Source organism: Acinetobacter sp. IRS14 (assembly GCF_034650275.1).
GTDB lineage: Bacteria > Pseudomonadota > Gammaproteobacteria > Pseudomonadales > Moraxellaceae > Acinetobacter > Acinetobacter oleivorans.
The window spans coordinates 69,454-90,436 of record NZ_JAOVFN010000006.1; the positions used below are offsets into that span (position 1 = coordinate 69,454).

The window sequence follows — 20,983 nt, forward strand, 5'->3', positions numbered from 1 at the left end:
CCGTATCCTAGCGAATGGGTTATACTTTCTGAGTATTTCCCATGTGGAACCTTTGTGCCCCCTTTTTCTCTATGGTAGGGCGGAAGGGGGACGCGTTCGCGCGTGCTGGTCGCTAGGTCAGTCTGCTAACCCTCTTTCGTTCTGCCACCCTAATCAATTGACGGTGATTTGGTGGTAGGACTCCATTTTTAAGGAGTTGGCCATGCCATTATTCAAACTCATTTTCTCTCTCATTTAACTATTTTATTTATTTAAAATTTGGGTTTTTGCTACCTGATATTTTAAATTTATAAATTATTTTTATTTTAAAATCTTAATTATTTTATTTTCCTGTTTTTATGGGAGGATTAATTATTATTTATAAATTATTTTAATATTTAAGCGAATCATATTTTTATTTTATCTAAAGATATAAATAATTATGAGAATAATATGAAACTTCATAAATTTATATTGGTTTTAAACCTTGTGGTCGGTGCTTACGGTATTACAAATGATGACGCTAATGCTCAGCAGGAATTTAAAAGAATTTGCTTGTCAGGTGAACACATGCAAGCCAGTTGCGATTGTATTTGCCAACAGCTTGCGCAGGTGTATTCACCTCAAACCGTACAACGTTTAAAACACACCAGTTTGCAAAGTCCTGTTCTCCCACAGGACTTTGCCCCTAACTTGTTTAGCAGCATTCAACGCTGCGACAAAACTCAAATGGGCTAAGTTCGCTTAGCTCCTTTATCTCTGTGTCGCAATGATCTCTCAAACTTTAAATCAGCGCAAAAGTAAAAGTCCGTTGTGGCACGGGGGCCTAGGGGGAGGGTCTTCTAATCTTTTCTTCAATTTTTGTTTTTTATCAATTAATAAGGTTTAACTTCAGAATCGCATAATACTTCTTGATCAGCATTGATCGATTGGCTTTGCATCCAAGAATCTTTTTTCCCCTCATACAACTCCAATGTATAAGTAAGCTTTTCCTTATCAAGCATCGATATCTTATAAAACCTTAATCCCCAGTTTTCAATTGGGTATTTATCTACACTTAAGTCTTTACATTTACTAATATTCACAAGATATTGAAATGAGCAAACCATAGAGCTTTTTGAATATTCCTTACAATAATTCCAATATCCATTTTCACCTTTTGGATAAATATGGTGATTATCTATCCATGATTGCTTTTGATCAGAAGAGATTTCTTTATTATTTATATATAAGGAACGTTCAACAGAATTTGAATATTTGAACTCCGACGTGCAAATAGAACCCTTTAAGTAACAAGAAGGATTTGCACTATATAATTGATAAATAAAGTATATAACACATAATCCAATAATAACTAATGCAATACGTTTCATTATTTTACTCTTGGTGCTGGAGTGCATGCAGGGTAGTAAACTTAATTAAAAAATGAATTTCTCCTTGCATGTAAACATATTTACCTTTACTCGCATCTATTCTTATTTCTATATTTCTTTCCTAAACGACTATGCCATCAAGCACACCTGTTTCATTAAAATTCCAATTGTAATCATGTCTTTCAAAATTATAATTATAAAGGCATACCTCATTGGGGTAGCTTACAAAGTATACCACGACCTTCCTTTTTCCATTTTGTATTTGTTTTATATGAATCCTCTGAATCAGGCAATAAAAAAGCCCGATATGCGTTACATATCGGGCTTAATCAATCAGTTATTAAAGCAGGTGATGCCTTAATAATGATCTTTTTTGAATTACTCTACAGTTACTGACTTCGCCAAGTTACGTGGCTGGTCAACGTCTGTACCACGTAATACAGCAACGTGATACGACAACAACTGAACTGGTACGCTATAAACAATTGGAGCTAGCCATTCGTTTACTGCTGGAATATGCACAACGTGTTGACGGTCTTTTTCATTGATTCCGCTATTTTCATCAGCGAAAACGAATAATTCACCACCACGTGCCTGAACTTCTTCCATATTTGATTTTAGCTTATCAAGCATTTCATCATTTGGAGCAAGAATCACGATCGGCATTTCATTATCAACAAGTGCCAATGGGCCGTGTTTTAACTCACCAGCTGCATAGCCTTCTGCATGAATATATGAAATTTCTTTAAGTTTTAATGCGCCTTCCAATGCGATTGGATAATTCGTACCACGGCCTAAGAATAAGCAGTGATTTTTTTCAACGAATAATTCAGACAAACGCAAAATTTCTGGATCATGTTTAAGCGTATCAAGAATCACTTTCGGGCTGTGCCATAGCTCACGTGTAATTTCTTCAAGAAGAGCAGGGCTAATACGTTGTTTCACTTGACCAATTTTCAAGATTAACAACATAAGCGCAGCGAGCTGAGTCGTGAACGCTTTAGTTGAAGCAACACCAATCTCAGGACCAGCAAGAGTCAATAAGTGATGATCAGTTTCACGAACCATTGAAGACGTAGCAACGTTACAGATAGTCAAAGTCTGAATATCGATATTGTTTGCTTTCGCACGTTTTTGAGTTTCACGTAGTGCCGCTAAAGTATCAGCAGTTTCACCTGACTGTGAAATACAAATATAAAGTGTATTTTCAACAATTACAGGGGTGCGATAGCGGAATTCACTCGCGATTTCAACTTGGCAAGGCACGCCAATCAGTTGTTCAAACCAATATTTCGCAATCATTCCTGAGTGGTAACTTGTACCACAAGCAATGATTTGTACGCTTTGAATTTTGTTGAAATCTGCATCAGCATTTTTCAAGAAATCATCACGTAAGCTATTGCCATCAAGCGCTTGAGAAATTGTTTGCTTGATTGCTTCTGGTTGCTCATAAATTTCTTTGAGCATGTAGTGCTTGTATTCACCTTTTGATGCACTGCTTACGGTTGCATCAAGCTCTCGCACTGGACGTTCAACGCGCTCGCCATTTGCGAATACTTCAATTGAAGTGCGAGTAAGACGTGCAATATCGCCTTCTTCTAGGTACATAAAGCGGTTAGTCACTGGTAAAAGTGCAAGTTGGTCTGAACTAATAAAGTTTTCACCAATACCTACACCAATGACTAAAGGTGAACCTTCACGTACAGTAATAAGTTCATCTGGATAGTCGCTGTGGATAATACCTAGCGCGTAAGCACCTTTAAGCTGAGGTACAACAGTTTCAACAGCATCTAAAAGGCTATCTGTGCTTTTTAGTGCTTCAGCAACTAAGTGTGCAACAACTTCAGTATCTGTTTGAGAAGTAAAAACATAACCTAAAGCTTGAAGGTCGTCTTTTAATTCTTGGTAGTTTTCAATGATACCGTTATGTACAACAGCAACCTTACCCGACATATGTGGGTGAGCATTGTTTTCAGTTGGTTTACCGTGTGTTGCCCAACGGGTATGCGCAATGCCGATAGCCCCTGTAAGCTGGTGTTCAGCAACTGCATCGGCAAGATTGATAACTTTACCTACACGACGCTCACGTAAAATTTGTTGGTTATTCAGTAAAGCAACACCCGCAGAATCATAACCGCGGTATTCAAGACGTTTTAAACCTTCAATTAAAATCTCGGTTACACAACGCTCTGCAACGCCTCCGACGATACCACACATACTTCAATCCTCTTATTTTTTAACCTTTTGGGGACGTTGATAATTTGCTTTTGAAATTTGTTGCGCACGTTCAAAGGAGAGACTTTGTTCGGCTACATCTTTCGTAATCACAGAACCCGCACCAACTGTTGCGCCATTCCCAATGGTCACCGGAGCAACCAGCGAGCTATTAGAACCGATAAAAACGGCATCGCCAATAGTGGTTTTGTGTTTATTTGCACCGTCGTAATTACAAGTAATAGTACCTGCCCCAATATTTGATTCAGCACCGATTTCTGCATCACCTAAGTATGTGAAATGGTTAGCTTTACTACCTAGTCCAATCGATGTGTTTTTAACTTCAACAAAGTTGCCAATATGTACTTCATTTGCCAATTTAGCCCCTGGGCGTAAGCGTGCAAATGGTCCAATTTGAGCATTTTCACCTACAACTGCGCCATCAAAAACGCTATAGGCCTGAACTTTAGTGCCTGCTGCAATTTTGGTGTTCTTTAAAATACAGCCAGCGCCGATTTCTACAAAATCACCAAGCTCACATTCACCTTCAATAATAACATTGATGTCAATACGAACGTCTTGTCCAACTTTTACAGAACCACGTAAATCAAAGCGTGCAGGGTCAAAGAACATTACACCTTGCTGCATGAGCTTTTTGACTTGCTCTTGCTGGAACTGGCGTTCTAAAGCTGCAAGTTGTATGCGGTCATTAACACCTTCAACTTCAAAAGCAAGCTCTGGTTCAACAGAGGCAACTTCTAAGCCATCTGCAATTGCCATTGCAACGATGTCAGTTAGGTAATATTCACCCTGTGCATTTTCATTTGAAAGTTTAGGCAACCACTCATGAAGTTTTGCGTTGCTAACACAGTAAATGCCTGTATTGAATTCTTTAATTTGGCGTTGTGCTTCGTTTGCATCTTTATGTTCAACAATGGCTTGAATTTTGCCATCTTGACGCACAATACGACCATAGCCTGTTGCATCATCTACAGTGAGCGTAACCAAGCCAATTCCTGTTTGGGTCGATGCATCTAATAATTTTTGTAGCGTATTTGCATTAATACATGGCACATCGCCTGATAAAATCAGTGAAACACCTTCTTTAGGAAGTACAGGTAAGGTCATTTGTACTGCATGACCTGTACCAAGTTGTTCAGCTTGCTCAACCCATTGAACATTTTCTTGGGCAAATGTTTGTTGTACGCGGTCACCACCATGACCATAAATCGTAATAATATTTTTAGCTTGTAATTGTTTTGCCGTTTGAATGACATGCCCTAATAGTGGGCGACCCGCTAAAGGTTGTAATACTTTAGGAAGCTGAGAACGCATACGCGTTCCTTTACCAGCAGCAAGAATAATGACGGTAGTTGACATGAATAACTCTAATGATTAAGTCAAATGGATAATAATTAGTGTACAAAGAGCAGCCCATACACCGGCAATAATATCGTCAAGCATAATACCAAAACCACCATGCACTTGACGATCAATAACACGTATAGGCCAAGGTTTCCAAACATCGAAAATTCGAAATAATATGAAGCCGACGATCACCCACATCCAGTTCATTTGTTGTAAGTAAATGAGAGGAAGAAAGGTAATAGATTGCCCTGCAAATTCATCCCACACAATTCGACCATCATCGTGTACATTTATGACTTTCGCAGTTTGACCACAGATATAAATCCCGACCAAGGACATGATAATTATCGCGATTAAGCTTAAGTTAAATCCAAGCGATAACCAGATCGGAACGAAGAGTAGGGCAAAAGCAGAGCCAAAAGTACCAGGGGCTTTAGGTGCGAGACCAGATCCGAAACCAACTCCACAGAAAACGATGCAGCGGTTGAACCAAGACATGTCTTTAAAATGAATCGGCGGCTTATGCAAAGTGTTGGTATCCATGAATTTGCAATGGGTAATCCGAACCCAAATGCTCAAAAGTTAGTTGTGTTTGCTCAACGATCTGTCCGATCATTGTAAACTTAATGTCTAGTTGTTTTTGCAAAAGTTTTTCATAATTTTGCGGTGTTATTGTAAAACATAATTCGTAGTCATCACCACCAGCTAGCGCATATTGCCAACGCTGCTGTTCTGGTAGTTCCTCTAGCGTTGAATCAATCGGTAACTTTTCTAAAAATAACCGAGCACCGACATTTGAAGCTTTTAAAATATGACCTAAATCTTGGGCTAATCCATCAGAAATATCAATCATGCTAGAAGCAAGGCCCTTTAACTGTTGTCCAAGCTGACAACGTGGCGTCGGGTAGTCTAGTCTTTTTTGTAATGGATGACCTAGGTGTTGTAAACCATATGCTGCGTCTCCAACTTGACCGCTCACACACACATAGTCACCGACTTTTGCGCCCGAGCGTAACACCGCTTGTCCAGCTTCAATCCAACCCATAGCCGTCACGGTAATGGTCAGATGTGGACCTTGGGTCGTATCTCCACCAATGAGAGCAACGCCAAATTGACTACAGCAGTCATAGATGCCCTGACTGAATCCTTCGAGCCATTCATGGTCAATGGTAGGGAGACTTAACGCAAGTAAAATACTATGGGGTTTAGCACCCATGGCAGCAATATCTGAAAGATTTACAGCCACACTTTTCCAGCCAATTGCATGCGCTGAGGTATTAAGAGGAAAGTGACGACCAGCAACTAGTGTATCTGCACAGATCACCAATTGTTGATTTTGGGGAGGGGTGATTAAGGCTGAGTCATCTCCAATACCTAAGGTGACATCTGCATAAGATTGTCTGTTAAAGTATTGGTCAATAATAGAAAACTCAGCCATATCAACTTCAAACCTATTAGTTTGCTTGTTGTTTTTCAGCACTACGTAGTGTTGAACTTAAACGATCTAAAACGCCATTAATGTATTTATGGCTATCTGCTCCACCAAAGTGTTTGGCGAGTTCAATGGCTTCATCAAGAACTACACGATAAGGTACTTCTAAATGATCACGTAACTCGTAAGCACCTAAACGTAAGGTTGCGAGCTCTACACCATCAAGTGCACTAAGTTCACGGTCAAGTACCGGAATGAGTAATGCATCAAGATCGTCGCGCAGTGCAATCACTTGCGTTAGTAGTTCGTGATAGTAATTTAAGTCTACCTTGTGCATGGCATTTTCAGCACGAGTACGTGCTTCGATTTCATGTACAGGATTGTGACTCATTTGCCACTCATAAATACCTTGTACAGCAAAACGACGTGCTTTGCGTTTTGCTGCATAAGCGGCTTGCAGTGTTTGAGACATGCTTTAAATTGCCTTTAATAAATTAACCATTTCAATTGCAGTTAAAGCAGCTTCGCTACCTTTGTTTCCTGCTTTTGTACCTGAACGTTCGATGGCTTGCTCGATGCTATCAGTAGTTAATACACCATTGATGACAGGCAAGCTGCTTTCTAACGCGACTACACCTAAACCTTTTGCACATTCACCAGCAACGAAGTCAAAGTGTGGTGTGCTACCACGAATAACTGCGCCAAGTGCGATGATTGCATCAAATTGATTTGATGTAGCTAATTTTTTAGCAACAATCGGGAGTTCCCATGCGCCAGGTGCATGAATAACAGTAATGTTATCTTCATTTACACCATGACGTTTTAATGTGTCGATTGCACCATCCAATAAGTGTTCAACAACAAAACTGTTGAAACGACCCACTAAAATCGCATAACGACCTTCGCTTGCGAGATGTAATAAACCTTCAATACGGCGAATTGCCATAGCAACCTCGATTATTTCGTTGTGATTTGATCAGCAGTGACATATTCCACTACTTCTAAATTAAAGCCAGATAAAGCATTGAAACGTAATGGTGAGCTAAGAAGCTTCATTTTTTCAACACCTAAGTCACGCAAAATTTGAGCGCCTACACCAATGGTTTGATATTGGTGTGAAAGTGCTGCATTGGATTTCACCGGTTTTGGTTTATTTAAATCATCCAACGCTGGTCCCAAGTCTTGCAAATGATCTTGCCCGATCCAGACTAAAACACCGCGATCACTCGCTGCAATTGTCTGTAGTGCACGGTCTAGATTCCACGCAGGTTCACCATCAGCTTTATTGAGCTTAAGTAAATCGCGAATTGGACTGAAACCATGTACACGTACTGTTGTAACACCTTCTTTTGGCTCGCCTTTGACTAAAGCCAAATGGATGTCCGGGTTACCAATTTCACGATAACGATAGAGTTCAAATGAACCATATTCTGTTTGAATGGTTTTTTGATCCAGACGTTCAACCGTTTGCTCATTAGTCATGCGGTAGTGAATCAAGTCCGCAATTGTACCAATTTTTAAGCCATGCTTCTCGGCAAAAATTTCTAAATCTGCACGGCGTGCCATTGTGCCATCTTCATTGATGATTTCACAAATGACAGAAGCTGGTTCAAGACCTGCTAAGCGTGTTAAATCACAGCCCGCTTCGGTATGACCCGCACGATGTAGAACACCGCCTGGCTGTGCCATTAACGGGAAAATATGGCCCGGCTGTACAATATCACTTGGCTTTGCATGCGCTGCGACAGCAGCTTGAATTGTATGTGCACGCTCTGCTGCTGAAATACCAGTTGTAATACCTTCAGCGGCTTCGATTGATAAGGTAAAGTTTGTACTATGCTGAGCACCATTTTGGTCAACCATCAACGGAAGGTTTAACTGCTTACAGCGCTCACGGCTTAACGTTAAGCAAACTAGACCACGTGCATGGGTAATCATGAAGTTAATATCTTCAGGACGAACATGCGTTGCTGCAATGACAAGATCACCTTCATTTTCGCGATCTTCGTCATCCATCAAGATAACCATTTTGCCTGCACGAATATCGGCGACAAGATCTTCAACACGACTCAGCGGCATTCGCTCTCACCTTTTTTTGTCGTTAGACAATTTCTATTTAATAAATTTTGCATAGTTTACGCTGTTTAGAGAATTTTGCCTATGATTCTGATTTATCCAACTTTGCAATGAGATAGAATAGATCCAGCTTTATTTATACAAATAAATCATAAGAAAATGGAATAATTTAAAATAAAAACAATGAATTTAAATAAAAAAAACCTAGCCAAAAGGCTAGGTTCTGATATGCGCAGTTATTTTTTATGAAGCTGCACTGCTTGGACTATCATTTTGTGGGATTGATTTTTTTCCCATCAAAATTTCAGTGCGGATATTTTGAGCAAGTTCAGCGCACTCTGCATTCATACCATTGATCATAAAGGCATGACGAGTCATCACATTGCTTGGGTTTGGCATTGCAACAAGTTGATAGCTGTCTTGAATTGCTTTGAGTTGATCATTCTCAAGATATAAAGCAGATTCTTTCGCATGAAGATGCTGTGCTAAACGTTGAGCAGCTTCTTTCGCATCAATTTGCATTGCTTCCACAGCATTACATGTTGCACTACGAGTTTGAAGCGCAAAGCGTTTATCTTCGCGATAACGTTTATATAAAACGTCAGAGAGCAACTGGAATACGGTTCCAACCATAAGCAGACACTCTACAGCGTGAGTATGCGAGGTTGAAATCGCAAGTGTAGCGCCGTCAGCATTAAACTCATTTACGACTTCAATGTCCGCTAACTTTAACTGGTAATGCTTCACGCATAACTCAATACTCTTGTTTAAAAAGAGCTGACAGAGTTTAAAGTACGGAACAGATACCGATTGGTTAACACTGCTTAATAACTGTTTAGGGTCATAAAACTGAATATTGAGTGCCAACATATGTTGGTCAGCTGAATCTGCTGTTTTCTCTGGTTGTGGTCGAGCCGCTGGTTTACCTTTCGCTTGTTGTTGAGCTTGAGCAACCAACGTTACTGTATTTTGTTTTTCTAGAGCCAATGCCTGAGTTAACTGCTGAATTTCATGTTTTAAGCGGTTTTCTTCGTTAATACGTGCCAAATATTCGCTACGGGTTGGGCGAGCAATCGCGCGATAGGCAAGCCATAATAAAACATGCAAAAACAGTGAAGCTAAAATTGCTAGCCATTGAGTGCGCAGAATTTCACCAATACTTGGTTGAATCAGCGTAATTTCAATAGAGCCCACTTTCTTTTCATTTTGCAGAGCATCGCGAGCAAAAATCTCACCTTGGCGAGTTTTTGAAATTCCACTCGTTGCCAGCACTTGTTTGTTGGCATCAAGAATGCGAATAGACGCAACGCTTGGATTGGTCGCATAGCGATTAGCAATCAGAGCTAAAGATACCGTATTGGCAGGTTCTAGCTCAGATAAGCTGTCTGCAACGAGTTGACTGGTCATGAGCTGACCTTGACTCGCACGGTTTTCATTGAGCTGGTGTGTCGTTGCAATCACCATTAAAAAGGTATGCAATGCAAAACTAACGATCAGTAGGCTAGCAAATAGCCCTTGTCTAGGCGCAATCAAGTTAAACTTCCAAGGCAATTATATTGAAATTCGATTATGATTCTTACAATAGTTGTCACTCAGACTAGAGTCAATTCATGCGAGAAATCATTCTTATATCCTTTTTAGGACCAGACCAACCAAACCAGTTTACCCGATTAATGCAAGTACTATCCGTACATTCATTGCAAATACTGGATGTAGGTCAGGCTGTTATTCATAATCAACTCACATTGGGCATTGTAGTCGCTTCCGATAATGAAACTGCGACCGCATTGGCAATGAAAGAAATTCTGATTTTAGCACATGATATTGGCTTAACAGTGCGCTTTAAACCAATCACAGGCGCAGAATACGATCAATGGGTAACTGAAGGTGGCCGTACTCGTTATATCGTCACGGCTTTAGCCCCTGAACTCACTGCTGCACACTTACAAGCGGTTACACAAATTGTGTCTAGCCAAGGCTTTAACATTGAAACTGTTACCCGTTTATCAGGCCGTGTCGACTTTGAAAAGGATAGCGCATTCCCGCGTCGTGCATGTGTACAGTTTGGTTTAAGCAGTGGCCCAACTCTAGATGCTCAAGCTATGCGTGCAGCATGTTTACTTCTTTCAAGTGAATTAAATATTGATGTCGCTGTTCAAGAAGACAACGCTTATCGACGTAACCGCCGTTTAGTTTGTTTTGATATGGACTCAACACTCATTGAACAAGAAGTGATTGATGAGTTAGCGATTGAAGCAGGGGTAGGCGCACAAGTTGCTGAAATCACTGAAAGAGCGATGCAAGGTGAACTTGATTTCCAGCAAAGCTTCCGTGCTCGTGTTGCATTATTAAAAGGGCTAGATGCTGCTGTTTTACCTAAAATTGCAGAGCGTTTAACCATTACTGAAGGTGCAGAGCGTCTCATCTCAACCTTAAAAGCGCTTGGTTATAAAACGGCAATTTTATCTGGTGGATTCCAATATTTTGCCGAATATTTACAAGGCAAACTTGGTATTGATGAAGTTCACGCTAACATCTTAGATGTGCAAGACGGTTTCGTAACGGGTGAAGTGAAAGGCGCAATTGTTGATGGCGCTCGTAAAGCTGAGTTATTACGCGAACTTGCAAATAAAATGGGTATTTCTTTAGAGCAAGCGATGGCAGTAGGCGATGGCGCAAACGATTTGCCAATGCTTGCGATTGCAGGGCTTGGTGTAGCTTATCGCGCTAAACCTTTAGTTCGTCAAAATGCAAATCAGGCTATTTCAAGCGTTGGCTTAGATGGGGTTCTGTATTTACTTGGTATGCATGACAAAGATTTAAACCGTGCTTAATCTATAAGGCTAAGCTTTAAGCGCTACTTCAGAGTAGCGCTTTTTTTATGCAGAATAGTCATAAAAACAAGCATGTTATGCTCAAATCATGCACAGAAAAAAGGCAATAAAAAAATCTGAAAAAAACTTATTTTGGTCCTTAAAAACAGCATATTTTTTTGTAATGACACGCCAGAATTGATGCCATATAGGGAATCGAACTTTTTGAATTTTACAAAAATGTAATGACAAAAGAATGTTGCGACAAAGTATGTCGCATTAAGAAAAAACGGGTCTTTTTTTCTAAAAAAAAACATCCATAATGCATCCTAAGCTTCAACACAAATTATGAATTAAAGTTGTTTTTGGAATGAGGTCGGGTTTTTAAGACCGAATCTTTTTAGACGTTTTCATTAAGACGGAGGTTTCTATGGTAACAGCGAATTTTGCCGCTATCGCCGGATTCAGCTTGATCGCTGTCGCGCTTGTTGCTGTTTTCTTTTCTCCTTACCGTCGTTGGCTTGGTTTTATGCTTGCAGGGATGTTCTTTTGGGGGCTATTAGAAGTGGTCCGTTTTGGAGTTCAAGTCACTTTTGAAATGCCAGTCACATATAGTTATTTAACTGCACTAAGTCTAGCGATGGTAATGGTTACATTTGTTTTGTTACGTGAGGATAAACAGGCACAAAAGGCTTTGGCAAATCGCCAATATATAGAACACACGCCAGTATATGAAGATGATCAGCAGCAATGTTCTAGCCGATAATTAAATTGTTATCTAACGGTAAAGAGGTATGCACAGCATGCCTTTTTTATTTACGAAACGTGATTTTTATTATACAAAGCATTTATTAAAAAATAGCCAGTTATGCTACGATAGACGCGTCTGTTGACGTTTCATCTAGATTGCGTTGCCAGCTAAAAATTATCAGTTGATGCACAAAACACAAGCAATGGTATGTCCTTGCTGAGTTTTGCTCTAAAGTTTTCATAAAAATACAATAGGCGTGAATGTTCATGAAACTTTCTTCTATACCTGTAGTCAAGTTACCTCTCGTTGATGTCAGTACAGACCCGTTAGATTTATTGGTAGCAGGTTTAGTGCTGCGTATGAAGCAATTGGCACGTACTAGCCCTAAGTTTATTGAATTGATTCATGACCGCGCTTTCCGTATTCAGATTGGTACGGACTTAGGTGTTGCACGTCAGATCATTATTAATAATGGACAGATCGATACAGTTGCAGGTGCACCTGAAAAAGCTGACTTTATCTTGCAGTTTGCAGATAGCGAACAGGGTGTAAAAACTTTGATTAAAGGTGACCCAACTGCATTTATGACAGGCATGCAAAACGGCAGTATTAAAATGGAAGGAGACTTCAGTCTACTTGTTTGGTTTAACCAAGTGGCTAGACTCATCCCACCTAAGTTGCCAAAACCAGTTAAAGAGAAAGTACGTCAAGCACGTGCTTTTATTAAAGAGAAAACTGGTCGTTAATCGCCAGATATAAAAAAACTCCCAAATGGGAGTTTTTTTATATCTATGCTTCAACTTCTAAGTTAAACGTAACCGGACCATCATTAATGAGATGAACCTTCATATCAGCTGCAAAAATGCCAGTTTGAACTTTTTCAAATTGTGAATGGGCATATTCAACTAACTGTTCATATAACGCTTTGGCATCTGCTGGTGGCATGGCTGGACCAAAATCTGGACGTAACCCTTTTTGCGTTTGAGCCATTAGAGTAAATTGTGAAACAAGCAGGATTCCACCATTTGCTTGAGAGACATTCCAACCCATTTTGCCTTGTTCGTCATCAAAGATGCGATATTTCAAAATCTTATCAATAAGCTTCTGGCCCATCGCTAAAGTGTCATCACGGCCAATGCCTAAAAAAACCAGTAGTCCGTGTTGGATTTCACCAGTAGTCTCACCGTCAACCACCACTTTGGCTTCAAGAACTCGTTGTATTAAAGCGCGCATAGTTAAAGCAAATTTCTGCAATTAATTGAATTGATTTAGTTTAGCAGAATTTAAATTAAATGATTTTTAAAAGGAAATTTCATGGAATTGCAACAATGGTCTAAAAGCTCGCAATTGATTTATAAAAATATGCTTTAATGCTAAGAAGCAAGCGAATAATCATTGACTATGTCTCCAATTATCCATTCTTTACTAGATACAGACTTGTACAAATTTACGATGTTACAAGTGGTTTTGCATAAATTCCCGCAAACCCATAGTGTCTACCATTTCCGCTGTAGAAATTTAGAAGATACTGTCTATCCACTAGTAGATATTTTGGATGATTTAAACGAGCAACTCGACTATTTGTGTAGTCTTAAATATAAAGAAGACGAGCTTCAATATTTACGTAAATTACGCTTTATAAAAAGTGACTTTGTCGATTACTTAGAACTGTTTCAACTGAAGCGACGCTTTATTCGGGCTAGCATCGATGCGGAAGGTCGTTTGGATATTCATATTGAAGGTCCGATGGTCCAAGCCATGATGTTTGAAATTTTTGTATTGGCAATTGTAAATGAACTTTATTTTAGCCGTATCAAAACTGATGAAGTATGGGCTGAAGGCGAGCGTCGTTTAAAAGCCAAGCTTGAATTGATTCAAGAATATGAAAAAACACAAAAACCGAATGATCCGCCATTCTTAGTTTCTGATTTTGGTACACGTCGCCGTTATAGCTTCGTATGGCAAAAACATGTGGTGGCAGCCTTTCATAAAACAGTGCCAAATGTGTTCCGTGGTACAAGTAATGTCCTGCTTGCAAAAGAGTTAAACATTACACCAATTGGAACCATGGCTCATGAATTTCTACAAGCTTTTCAGGCACTTGATGTGCGATTGCGTGACTTTCAAAAAGCGGCTTTAGAGACGTGGGTTCAAGAATATCGCGGAGACTTAGGAATTGCTTTGACTGACGTTGTTGGTATGGATGCGTTCCTCCGGGATTTTGACTTGTATTTTGCGAAACTATTTGATGGCTTACGTCATGACAGTGGTGACCCTTACGAATGGGGCGATAAGGCCTATGCGCATTATCGTAAATTAAAAATTGATACCAAAACCAAGATGCTGACTTTTAGCGATGGTCTTAATTTGCCAAAAGCATGGGAATTACATCAATACTTTAAAGATCGTTTTCAGGTGAGTTTTGGTATTGGAACTAATTTGACCAATGATATGGGCCAAAAGCCGCTCAATATTGTGTTGAAACTAGTCGAATGTAATGGTCAGTCGGTTGCGAAAATTTCTGATAGTCCCGGTAAAACCATGACTGATAACGATACTTTCTTGGCTTATTTACGTCAGGTTTTTGAAATCGAAGAACTTGAAGAAGTGGTTTAAGTAATAAATAGTCTCGCTATTTTGTATTTTTAAAAGTAAGAATGCTGATATCTGATTTTCTGCTAAAGAGTTGCAGAAAATCAGAGTTTGTTAGATATAAGCTTATGCTAATATGAAATTAAGCTGGTATAAAAAGAAACCATGACGATGACACTCCCGAATTTTAAACTCGATTTATTAATAGAAGCAGAAGAATTAGTGCCTTATTTAGGCAATGAATATATTCGCATTGTAGATTTGAGCCGTGCGTCTGTTTATGAGCAACTTCATATTCCGCATGCTATTCACTTACAACCAAAATGGTTAGTGTCTCAACACGAAGAAGCCACTGGCATTTTGCCAGATGAAGCAGGTTTACAAGCACTGATTGAGAAATTGAATATTTCACCGAATCATCATGTTGTGGTCTATGACGATGAAGGCGGAGCATGGGCTGGACGTTTAATCTGGAATTTGCATTGCTTAGGATTCACACGTACCAGTTTAATTAATGGCGGTATCCATGCATGGTTAGGAGCAGGGTTACCAACGACAGCAGAAGTCGAAGAAGTTTCTCGTGTTACAGACTTAATTCAGATTGATTTATCACATGCCGCTCAGTTCCGTGTGAACTATGAAGAGCTACGCAAACAAGTAGAACAAGAAAATGTTCAATTGTGGGATTGCCGGACGAGTGATGAATATAGTGGGATCCGTTTAGCAGCGCGACGCGGCGGTCACATTCCAAATGCACTCCATTTTGAATGGAGTACTGCACTTAATCGCCAAAATCATCTAAAATTGCATCCGCTTGAACGCACGCGGCAGCGCCTTGAACAACTTGGGTTCGATTTACAGCAACCTGTAGTTGTGTACTGCCAGTCACATCACCGTTCTGGTTTGGCCTATATTTTGGCTAGGCTCTTGGGCTGGGAAGCAAAAGCCTATGATGGTGCGTGGAGTGAATGGGGCAATCGCCTCGATAGTCCTATTATTACTGGAGAATCACCGTCGTGAGTTTCACATCTCGATTAAAAAAAGAATTATTTATTAAGGCACAAAACCTTGTACCACAGCACCAATTGAGCCGTGTGGTAGGTAAAGTTGCTGCGAGTGAAAATCCAGTTGTGAAAACTGCTGTTATTCATGCATTTAAAACCAAATATGGGATTGATTTATCCATTGCTGAACAAGGCAATGCACTGAAATATAAATCTTTTAATGACTTTTTTACCCGTGCTTTAAAAGATGGCGTGCGTCTCGTTGACGAAAATGCAGATAGCATCGTGTCACCTGCTGACGGTGCTATTTCTCAGATTGGTAAAATTACTGCGGGTGAAGTATTTCAAGCAAAAGGTCAAAGCTTCTCTGTAGAGAAACTCATTGGCGACCCTCAACTTGCTCAGCCATTCCAAGAAGGTGAGTTCGCGACAGTCTATTTATCTCCACGCGATTACCACCGTGTTCATATGCCGTTTGCAGGTACATTAACTGAAACTTTGTATGTACCGGGTGAGCTATTTTCGGTAAATCAGGTGACTGCTGAAAATGTACCGGGACTATTTGCCCGTAATGAACGCATGGTGTGTTTGTTTGATACTGAACTTGGCCGTATGGCTGTTGTGTTAGTGGGTGCAATGATTGTTGCTGGTATTGAAACTGTGGCAACAGGTAAAGTGAAACCTTCAGGTCGTATTGAATTACAGCATCATCAGTTAAAGCTAGAGAAAGGTGCTGAGCTTGGACGTTTTTATTTAGGTTCTACAGCGGTTATTTTATTTGAAAAAGATAAGATCGAATGGGAACAACGTTTTAAAGCTGAGTCTGTGGTTGTAATGGGTGAGCGCATGGGACATACAGTTTAGTAAACGATATAACCCCTATAAGATAAATAAACCCTGACTTTAATTATTCAGGGTTTATTTTTTTGATTTAAATTATATAAACGTAAAATATATAACTTTGTTTATATTTATAATATATAGAAATATAATTATTATTAAGTGATCTGAAATAGGACATTATAGAAGTTAGTCTAAAAATATGTGTCTGGAGAGAGCAAAAATATTAATATGATTGAAAATTAATAAATAAAAATAGAAAGAAATATTTAAGTTAGACTTAAGTCGTAATTTTAATTTTATTTGAAGGTAAGTTATTAAATCTAAAAAAATTATTTAATTTTATAAATATGAAGCGCTTTTTAGATATTGTACAGCCTTTAGCCTTGGCACAATGCTTGCTAACTATTCAGGACCTTACTGTAATTTTCATATTTTTTAGGTTCTGAAATCATGTTAAAAGTTAAACGCCTGACAGCTTCGGTTTTATCTGTACTTTGTATTTCATTCAGCCATGCCAATGATTTTAAAGTTTTAAATCAAATTTCAAAACAGCCTACTCAACTTCAAAGTGGCGAATATAAAGGTAATTATTACGTTCCATCTACTTTAAATACCATTACATGGGGTTATTTACCGAATCGGGATGCTAAACCCGTCCTTACTGTTCCGTCGGGTAGTGTTGTGACATTTGATACGGTTTCTCATGAAGGTTTGCTTGAAGACCAAGGGCGTAATGCTGAAAAGTTCTTTCAATCGAAAGGTGTCAAATCTAATGAAATCTTGGAAGATGCAAAAACAATTACGCAGTCAAATTTAAAGCATGATTTTCATAAAGATGGGCCACATATTGTGACAGGTCCTGTTGCAATTGAAGGCGCGCAGCCCGGTGATATTTTGAAAGTTGAGGTACTTAAAGTTGAGCCGCGTGTACCTTACGGTGTTATTTCAAATCGACATGGTAAAGGTGCTTTAGTCGGGGAATTTCCTAAAAAAGCAAAGCAAGAAAATGCATCGGCTGAGCATCCTGAACGCTATGGAAATGTCTCAATTTTCACACCAATTGAAAAAAATGCGAAAGGTGAGTACGAAGGTGTATTAAAAACAGAATCGGGTAAATCAATACGTTTCCCGCTTTATCCTTTTATGGGAATTATGGGGGTAGCAGCCAATACTTCTGAGCCTGTTCACTCTGTACCGCCTGCAATGTATGGGGGAAATATTGATATTAATGAACTAGGTGCAGGTTCAACAGCCTATTATCCTGTTCAGGTCAAAGGCGCATTATTCTATACGGGTGATAGCCATTTCGCGCAAGGGGATGGTGAAGTAGCATTAACGGCACTCGAAGCTTCAGCACGTGCAACACTAAAATTTACCTTGCTCAAAGCAGGTAAAGATAAAATACCGGGCAAAGAGCTAAAACAACCTTTAGCTGAAAATGCTGAGTTTTGGATTACACCGGGACTTGATGAAGATCTAGATGAAGCGATGAAAAAGTCTACACGTGAAGCCATTCGTTTCTTAAACCAAGAATACGGTATTGATGAAGCAACGGCTTATGCGTATTTAAGTGCCGCAACTGATTTTGAAGTTTCACAAGTTGTAGATAAAACCAAAGGGATCCATGCAAAAATTAGAAAAGCTGATTTTAAAGAGTTTGAGAGTAAATAATTAAGTAAACTAAGCTTGGTATTTAAAATATTAAATACCAAGTTAAATTTATTTTAACTATTAATAAGTTTTATATATTTTATAATTGAGTATAATAAATATCACATATATTAATTAGTATAAAATCTAATGCATTCACTTCCGAACGCTCTACTTTATATTGCTGCATTATTAACATTCTGTGCCGCATTACTTCATTTTGTTTGTGTGTTCTGGGGGGCAAATGGTTTTCGGTTTTTAGGGGCTGGGAAAAGTATTGTCCAGATGGTCGAAAGAGGGCATTGGTATCCTAATTTTACAGCCATAGCTGTGGGGTTAATTCTAACTGTATGTGCTACTTATGCTTTCTTTGCAGCAAAGGGAATACAGGTATTACCATTTACTAAACTTATTTTGTCGCTTGTTGCAGCGGTTTTTCTTATCCGTGGTCTGGCTTTTCCATGGTTAAAGTCAAAATTTGTCGGTAATAGTGATTTATTTTGGTATATCAGTTCAGCCTTTTGTTTAATACTGGGAAGTTTATATGCCGTTGGAATATATTTAATTTGAAATGAATATATTCTAGATGAACTAGAGTGAATAATTTAAAAAAATAAAAGGGAGCTAAGCTCCCTTTTTTACTTATTTAGTCCAACCATATTTTTTGAAAATAGTATTACCTTGCTGAGATGATAAGAACTCTACAAAACGTTTAGCTTCAGTATCTTTTAAACTATGCTTGGTTAAGGCTACACCTGTATCTCGATAGACAACTAGCTCTGGTTCGATAGGGATAATTTGCCCAACATCTGGGTTACTAATTCCCCAAATATTAAAAACTAACCAAGCATCATAGCTGCTGTTTTCTTCCCAGTTTTTCTTGGCAATACCTGTATTAGCTGCATAGGTGGCAATATTTTTTCGAACAGATTTGGTTAATTGAATATTGCCAGTTCTACCAGCGATATCCTCCCACATATCGACCTGACCTGCACCATGAGTAACTAAAACTTTAACGCCAGATTTAGCTAGATCTTTAAATCCTTTAATATTTTTAGGATTTCCTTTGCGTACTAAAATGGCGGCGGGACGTAAATATAAAGGTTCCACCGAGTCTTTTATAATTTGCTCAGAAAAAGTATTTTCAAAATCAGACATCATGGCTTCTGAACCACTATAGATAACATCGGCATCTAGTTTCGCTTTGTCAGACCATTGAGAAGTAGGCCCAGACGTTACATGGACTACTATGCCCGTTTTATTGGTGAATTTTTTGGCGGCTTCTTTCATGGCGGGTGCTGGCCCACCAGGACCATACACTTCTACATCTGCAAAACTATGGATGGGTAGAGAACCGAGAATAAGACAAATCAGGTACGGTATAAATTTATATTGTTTTGACATTTTAATCGCTATAGTAATTAAGAAAATATCAGCATATATTTTTTATTATTTAAACGGGATTAATTTTTGAAACGATATTTATAATACATTTCTTTAAAATATATTTTAATTAGATTTTAAGTGACTGTATAAATGTAAATTCTTTTGAAGTAAATATAACTATAGAAGTTTTTATGGTAATTTATATTTTATAAATTGATTATTTGAATAGATGTAATGTAAATAATAGAGGAGTAATCCCTTGATTAGAAAAAGTAATTCTTTTTTAAAAATTTTATTTAGCAGCGCTTGTTTGGTTTCTGGTTCTGCTATGGCTGCTCCCATTACAGATTTGGGTAAGCAAATTGTGAGCGACAAACCGGGTTCAATACTGTCTCTAGAACAGCAAGATGTGACGGATTTATTTCCTCATGCTGATAAGCGTTTGTTAGTTAATTATCGTAGTCGAGGGATTCAGGGCGAGCCCATTGTGGCATCGGTTTTTATTTTATTACCAAAAGGCACTCCGCCAAAAAATGGTTGGCCGATACTGGCTTGGGCGCATGGCACGACTGGAGTTGCCGATACTTGTGCACCTTCGGGCGACTATGTCGGTGGACCAGTTCACTCATATCAAGAAGTTGCTTCCAAAGCTTTAGATGATTGGCTTGCACGTGGCTATGCAGTTGTTGCACCTGATTATCAGGGTTTAGGTACACCGGGTGGGCATCCTTACATGAATGCAAAGAGCCAACTGCATACAGTGGTCGATGCAGTGCGTGCATTACATGTGCTTAAGCCCAAGAGCTTTAATAAACAGTGGTTGGTGATGGGGCACAGTCAAGGTGGGGCTGCGGCAATTGCAGTGTCTGCCTATGGTCAAAAAGATGCGCCCGAACTGGATTTAAAAGGGGCGATCGCTCTTGCACCAGGCGGCTATCAATATGAAGGCATTGCAGAATATGTGAAAACTAATCCGAACCCAGAACCAAGTGTGGCAGCATTTTTCCCGATTGTATTATTGGGTGCGCAAGCAGCAGACCCAAGCATTGTTCCTGAGAATTTAGTCAGTCCAGAAATGAACACAGTCCTGACTCAAGGACGCAGTCGTTGTTTATCTGAACTTCAATCTGATTTGAAGAAATCTCCTTCTAGCATATTTCGATCTGATGCTGATTTAAAACCTCTTTTGGCTTATCTAAAACAACAGTCCATTGAAAATATGGTGCCTACCGTGCCATTAATGATTGTTCAAGGTTCTAAAGATCATTTAGTCGACCCTAGAGGCACATCTGCTTATTATCAGCAGCTATGTAAATTAAAAAAACCAACTATATATCAAACGATTGATGGCGGAGATCACCGCGATGCATTACGCCAGAGCAATACGTTTGCCATTAGCTTTTTAAACGTAATAGAAAAAAATCAGACGAAATCATATTGCTCTAATTTTAAGTAAATTGGTTTAAATCATACAAAAAAGCCGACTTTTCATGAGTCGGCTT

At 39.1% G+C, this 20,983-nt stretch carries 20 protein-coding genes and 1 pseudogene; 10 read left to right on the forward strand and 11 right to left on the reverse strand.

The window, feature by feature from the left end; translation table 11 throughout:
* Positions 1-432: 432 nt before the first annotated feature.
* Positions 433-727 (forward strand): annotated as a pseudogene (locus ODQ17_RS07905) (hypothetical protein).
* A gap of 127 nt (positions 728-854) precedes the next feature.
* On the opposite strand, the gene ODQ17_RS07910 reads toward ODQ17_RS07905, so the two are convergent.
* From ODQ17_RS07910 to ODQ17_RS07950, 9 genes are all read right to left on the reverse strand, one after another.
* Entirely contained in the window at positions 855-1,352 is a 498-nt protein-coding gene (locus tag ODQ17_RS07910) for a hypothetical protein (RefSeq protein WP_322902799.1), read from the reverse strand.
* 378 nt (positions 1,353-1,730) lie between these two features.
* A complete protein-coding gene (gene glmS, locus ODQ17_RS07915) occupies positions 1,731-3,569 on the reverse strand; it encodes a glutamine--fructose-6-phosphate transaminase (isomerizing) (protein WP_017386164.1) in 1,839 nt (612 codons plus the stop codon).
* A 12-nt stretch (positions 3,570-3,581) separates the two neighbouring features.
* Entirely contained in the window at positions 3,582-4,946 is a 1,365-nt protein-coding gene (glmU, locus tag ODQ17_RS07920) for a bifunctional UDP-N-acetylglucosamine diphosphorylase/glucosamine-1-phosphate N-acetyltransferase GlmU (protein WP_174745462.1), read from the reverse strand.
* 15 nt (positions 4,947-4,961) lie between these two features.
* Positions 4,962-5,477 carry a phosphatidylglycerophosphatase A family protein gene (locus ODQ17_RS07925; RefSeq protein WP_013196559.1) on the reverse strand — a complete coding sequence of 172 codons (516 nt, stop codon included), beginning with the start codon at positions 5,475-5,477 and terminating at the stop codon, positions 4,962-4,964.
* Positions 5,455-6,372, reverse strand: coding sequence for a thiamine-phosphate kinase (thiL, locus tag ODQ17_RS07930; protein WP_322902804.1), 918 nt, complete (start codon positions 6,370-6,372; stop codon positions 5,455-5,457). The genes ODQ17_RS07925 and thiL overlap by 23 nt, the downstream gene beginning before the upstream one ends.
* Positions 6,373-6,388: 16 nt before the next feature.
* On the reverse strand, positions 6,389-6,838 hold the full coding sequence (nusB, locus tag ODQ17_RS07935; protein ID WP_004790142.1) for a transcription antitermination factor NusB: 450 nt from the start codon (positions 6,836-6,838) through the stop codon (positions 6,389-6,391).
* 3 nt (positions 6,839-6,841) lie between these two features.
* Positions 6,842-7,312, reverse strand: coding sequence for a 6,7-dimethyl-8-ribityllumazine synthase (gene ribH / locus ODQ17_RS07940; protein WP_002119264.1), 471 nt, complete (start codon positions 7,310-7,312; stop codon positions 6,842-6,844).
* A gap of 11 nt (positions 7,313-7,323) precedes the next feature.
* Positions 7,324-8,445 (reverse strand): bifunctional 3,4-dihydroxy-2-butanone-4-phosphate synthase/GTP cyclohydrolase II, encoded by a 1,122-nt coding sequence (ribBA, locus tag ODQ17_RS07945; RefSeq protein ID WP_003654193.1) that lies wholly within the window; start codon positions 8,443-8,445, stop codon positions 7,324-7,326.
* A 240-nt stretch (positions 8,446-8,685) separates the two neighbouring features.
* Positions 8,686-9,993 carry a hypothetical protein gene (locus ODQ17_RS07950; RefSeq protein WP_107880420.1) on the reverse strand — a complete coding sequence of 436 codons (1,308 nt, stop codon included), beginning with the start codon at positions 9,991-9,993 and terminating at the stop codon, positions 8,686-8,688.
* A 59-nt stretch (positions 9,994-10,052) separates the two neighbouring features.
* Between ODQ17_RS07950 and serB the strand changes: the two genes are divergently transcribed.
* The 3 genes from serB (at position 10,053) to ODQ17_RS07965 (ending at position 12,752) form a co-directional block, all read left to right on the forward strand.
* The gene (gene serB, locus ODQ17_RS07955) at positions 10,053-11,276 is read left to right on the forward strand and encodes a phosphoserine phosphatase SerB (protein WP_004790139.1); all 1,224 of its coding nucleotides are present in this window, start codon (positions 10,053-10,055) and stop codon (positions 11,274-11,276) included.
* 409 nt (positions 11,277-11,685) lie between these two features.
* Positions 11,686-12,021: a ciprofloxacin tolerance protein AciT gene (gene aciT, locus ODQ17_RS07960; RefSeq protein WP_004704819.1), complete on the forward strand. Its 336-nt coding sequence runs from the start codon at positions 11,686-11,688 to the stop codon at positions 12,019-12,021.
* A gap of 251 nt (positions 12,022-12,272) precedes the next feature.
* Positions 12,273-12,752, forward strand: coding sequence for a hypothetical protein (locus ODQ17_RS07965; protein ID WP_013196563.1), 480 nt, complete (start codon positions 12,273-12,275; stop codon positions 12,750-12,752).
* A gap of 43 nt (positions 12,753-12,795) precedes the next feature.
* Here ODQ17_RS07965 and dtd read toward each other — a convergent pair whose 3' ends face one another.
* Entirely contained in the window at positions 12,796-13,239 is a 444-nt protein-coding gene (gene dtd, locus ODQ17_RS07970) for a D-aminoacyl-tRNA deacylase (RefSeq protein ID WP_322902810.1), read from the reverse strand.
* 168 nt (positions 13,240-13,407) lie between these two features.
* On the opposite strand from dtd, the gene pncB reads away from it, so the two are divergent.
* The 5 genes from pncB (at position 13,408) to ODQ17_RS07995 (ending at position 18,665) form a co-directional block, all read left to right on the forward strand.
* On the forward strand, positions 13,408-14,622 hold the full coding sequence (gene pncB, locus ODQ17_RS07975) for a nicotinate phosphoribosyltransferase (protein ID WP_005300500.1): 1,215 nt from the start codon (positions 13,408-13,410) through the stop codon (positions 14,620-14,622).
* Between the two features lie 147 nt (positions 14,623-14,769).
* Positions 14,770-15,618 (forward strand): sulfurtransferase, encoded by an 849-nt coding sequence (locus ODQ17_RS07980; RefSeq protein WP_322902813.1) that lies wholly within the window; start codon positions 14,770-14,772, stop codon positions 15,616-15,618.
* The gene (gene asd, locus ODQ17_RS07985; RefSeq protein WP_004790127.1) at positions 15,615-16,466 is read left to right on the forward strand and encodes an archaetidylserine decarboxylase; all 852 of its coding nucleotides are present in this window, start codon (positions 15,615-15,617) and stop codon (positions 16,464-16,466) included. The genes ODQ17_RS07980 and asd overlap by 4 nt, the downstream gene beginning before the upstream one ends.
* 429 nt (positions 16,467-16,895) lie before the next feature.
* Entirely contained in the window at positions 16,896-18,116 is a 1,221-nt protein-coding gene (locus ODQ17_RS07990) for an acetamidase/formamidase family protein (protein ID WP_322902815.1), read from the forward strand.
* Positions 18,117-18,245: 129 nt separating this feature from the next.
* Entirely contained in the window at positions 18,246-18,665 is a 420-nt protein-coding gene (locus tag ODQ17_RS07995; protein ID WP_322902817.1) for a hypothetical protein, read from the forward strand.
* A 72-nt stretch (positions 18,666-18,737) separates the two neighbouring features.
* On the opposite strand, the gene ODQ17_RS08000 is transcribed toward ODQ17_RS07995, so the two are convergent.
* The gene (locus tag ODQ17_RS08000) at positions 18,738-19,499 is read right to left on the reverse strand and encodes an AcfC family putative adhesin (RefSeq protein WP_322902819.1); all 762 of its coding nucleotides are present in this window, start codon (positions 19,497-19,499) and stop codon (positions 18,738-18,740) included.
* A gap of 241 nt (positions 19,500-19,740) precedes the next feature.
* Between ODQ17_RS08000 and ODQ17_RS08005 the strand changes: the two genes are divergently transcribed.
* Positions 19,741-20,937, forward strand: coding sequence for an alpha/beta fold hydrolase (locus ODQ17_RS08005; protein ID WP_322902821.1), 1,197 nt, complete (start codon positions 19,741-19,743; stop codon positions 20,935-20,937).
* Positions 20,938-20,983 lie beyond the last annotated feature (46 nt).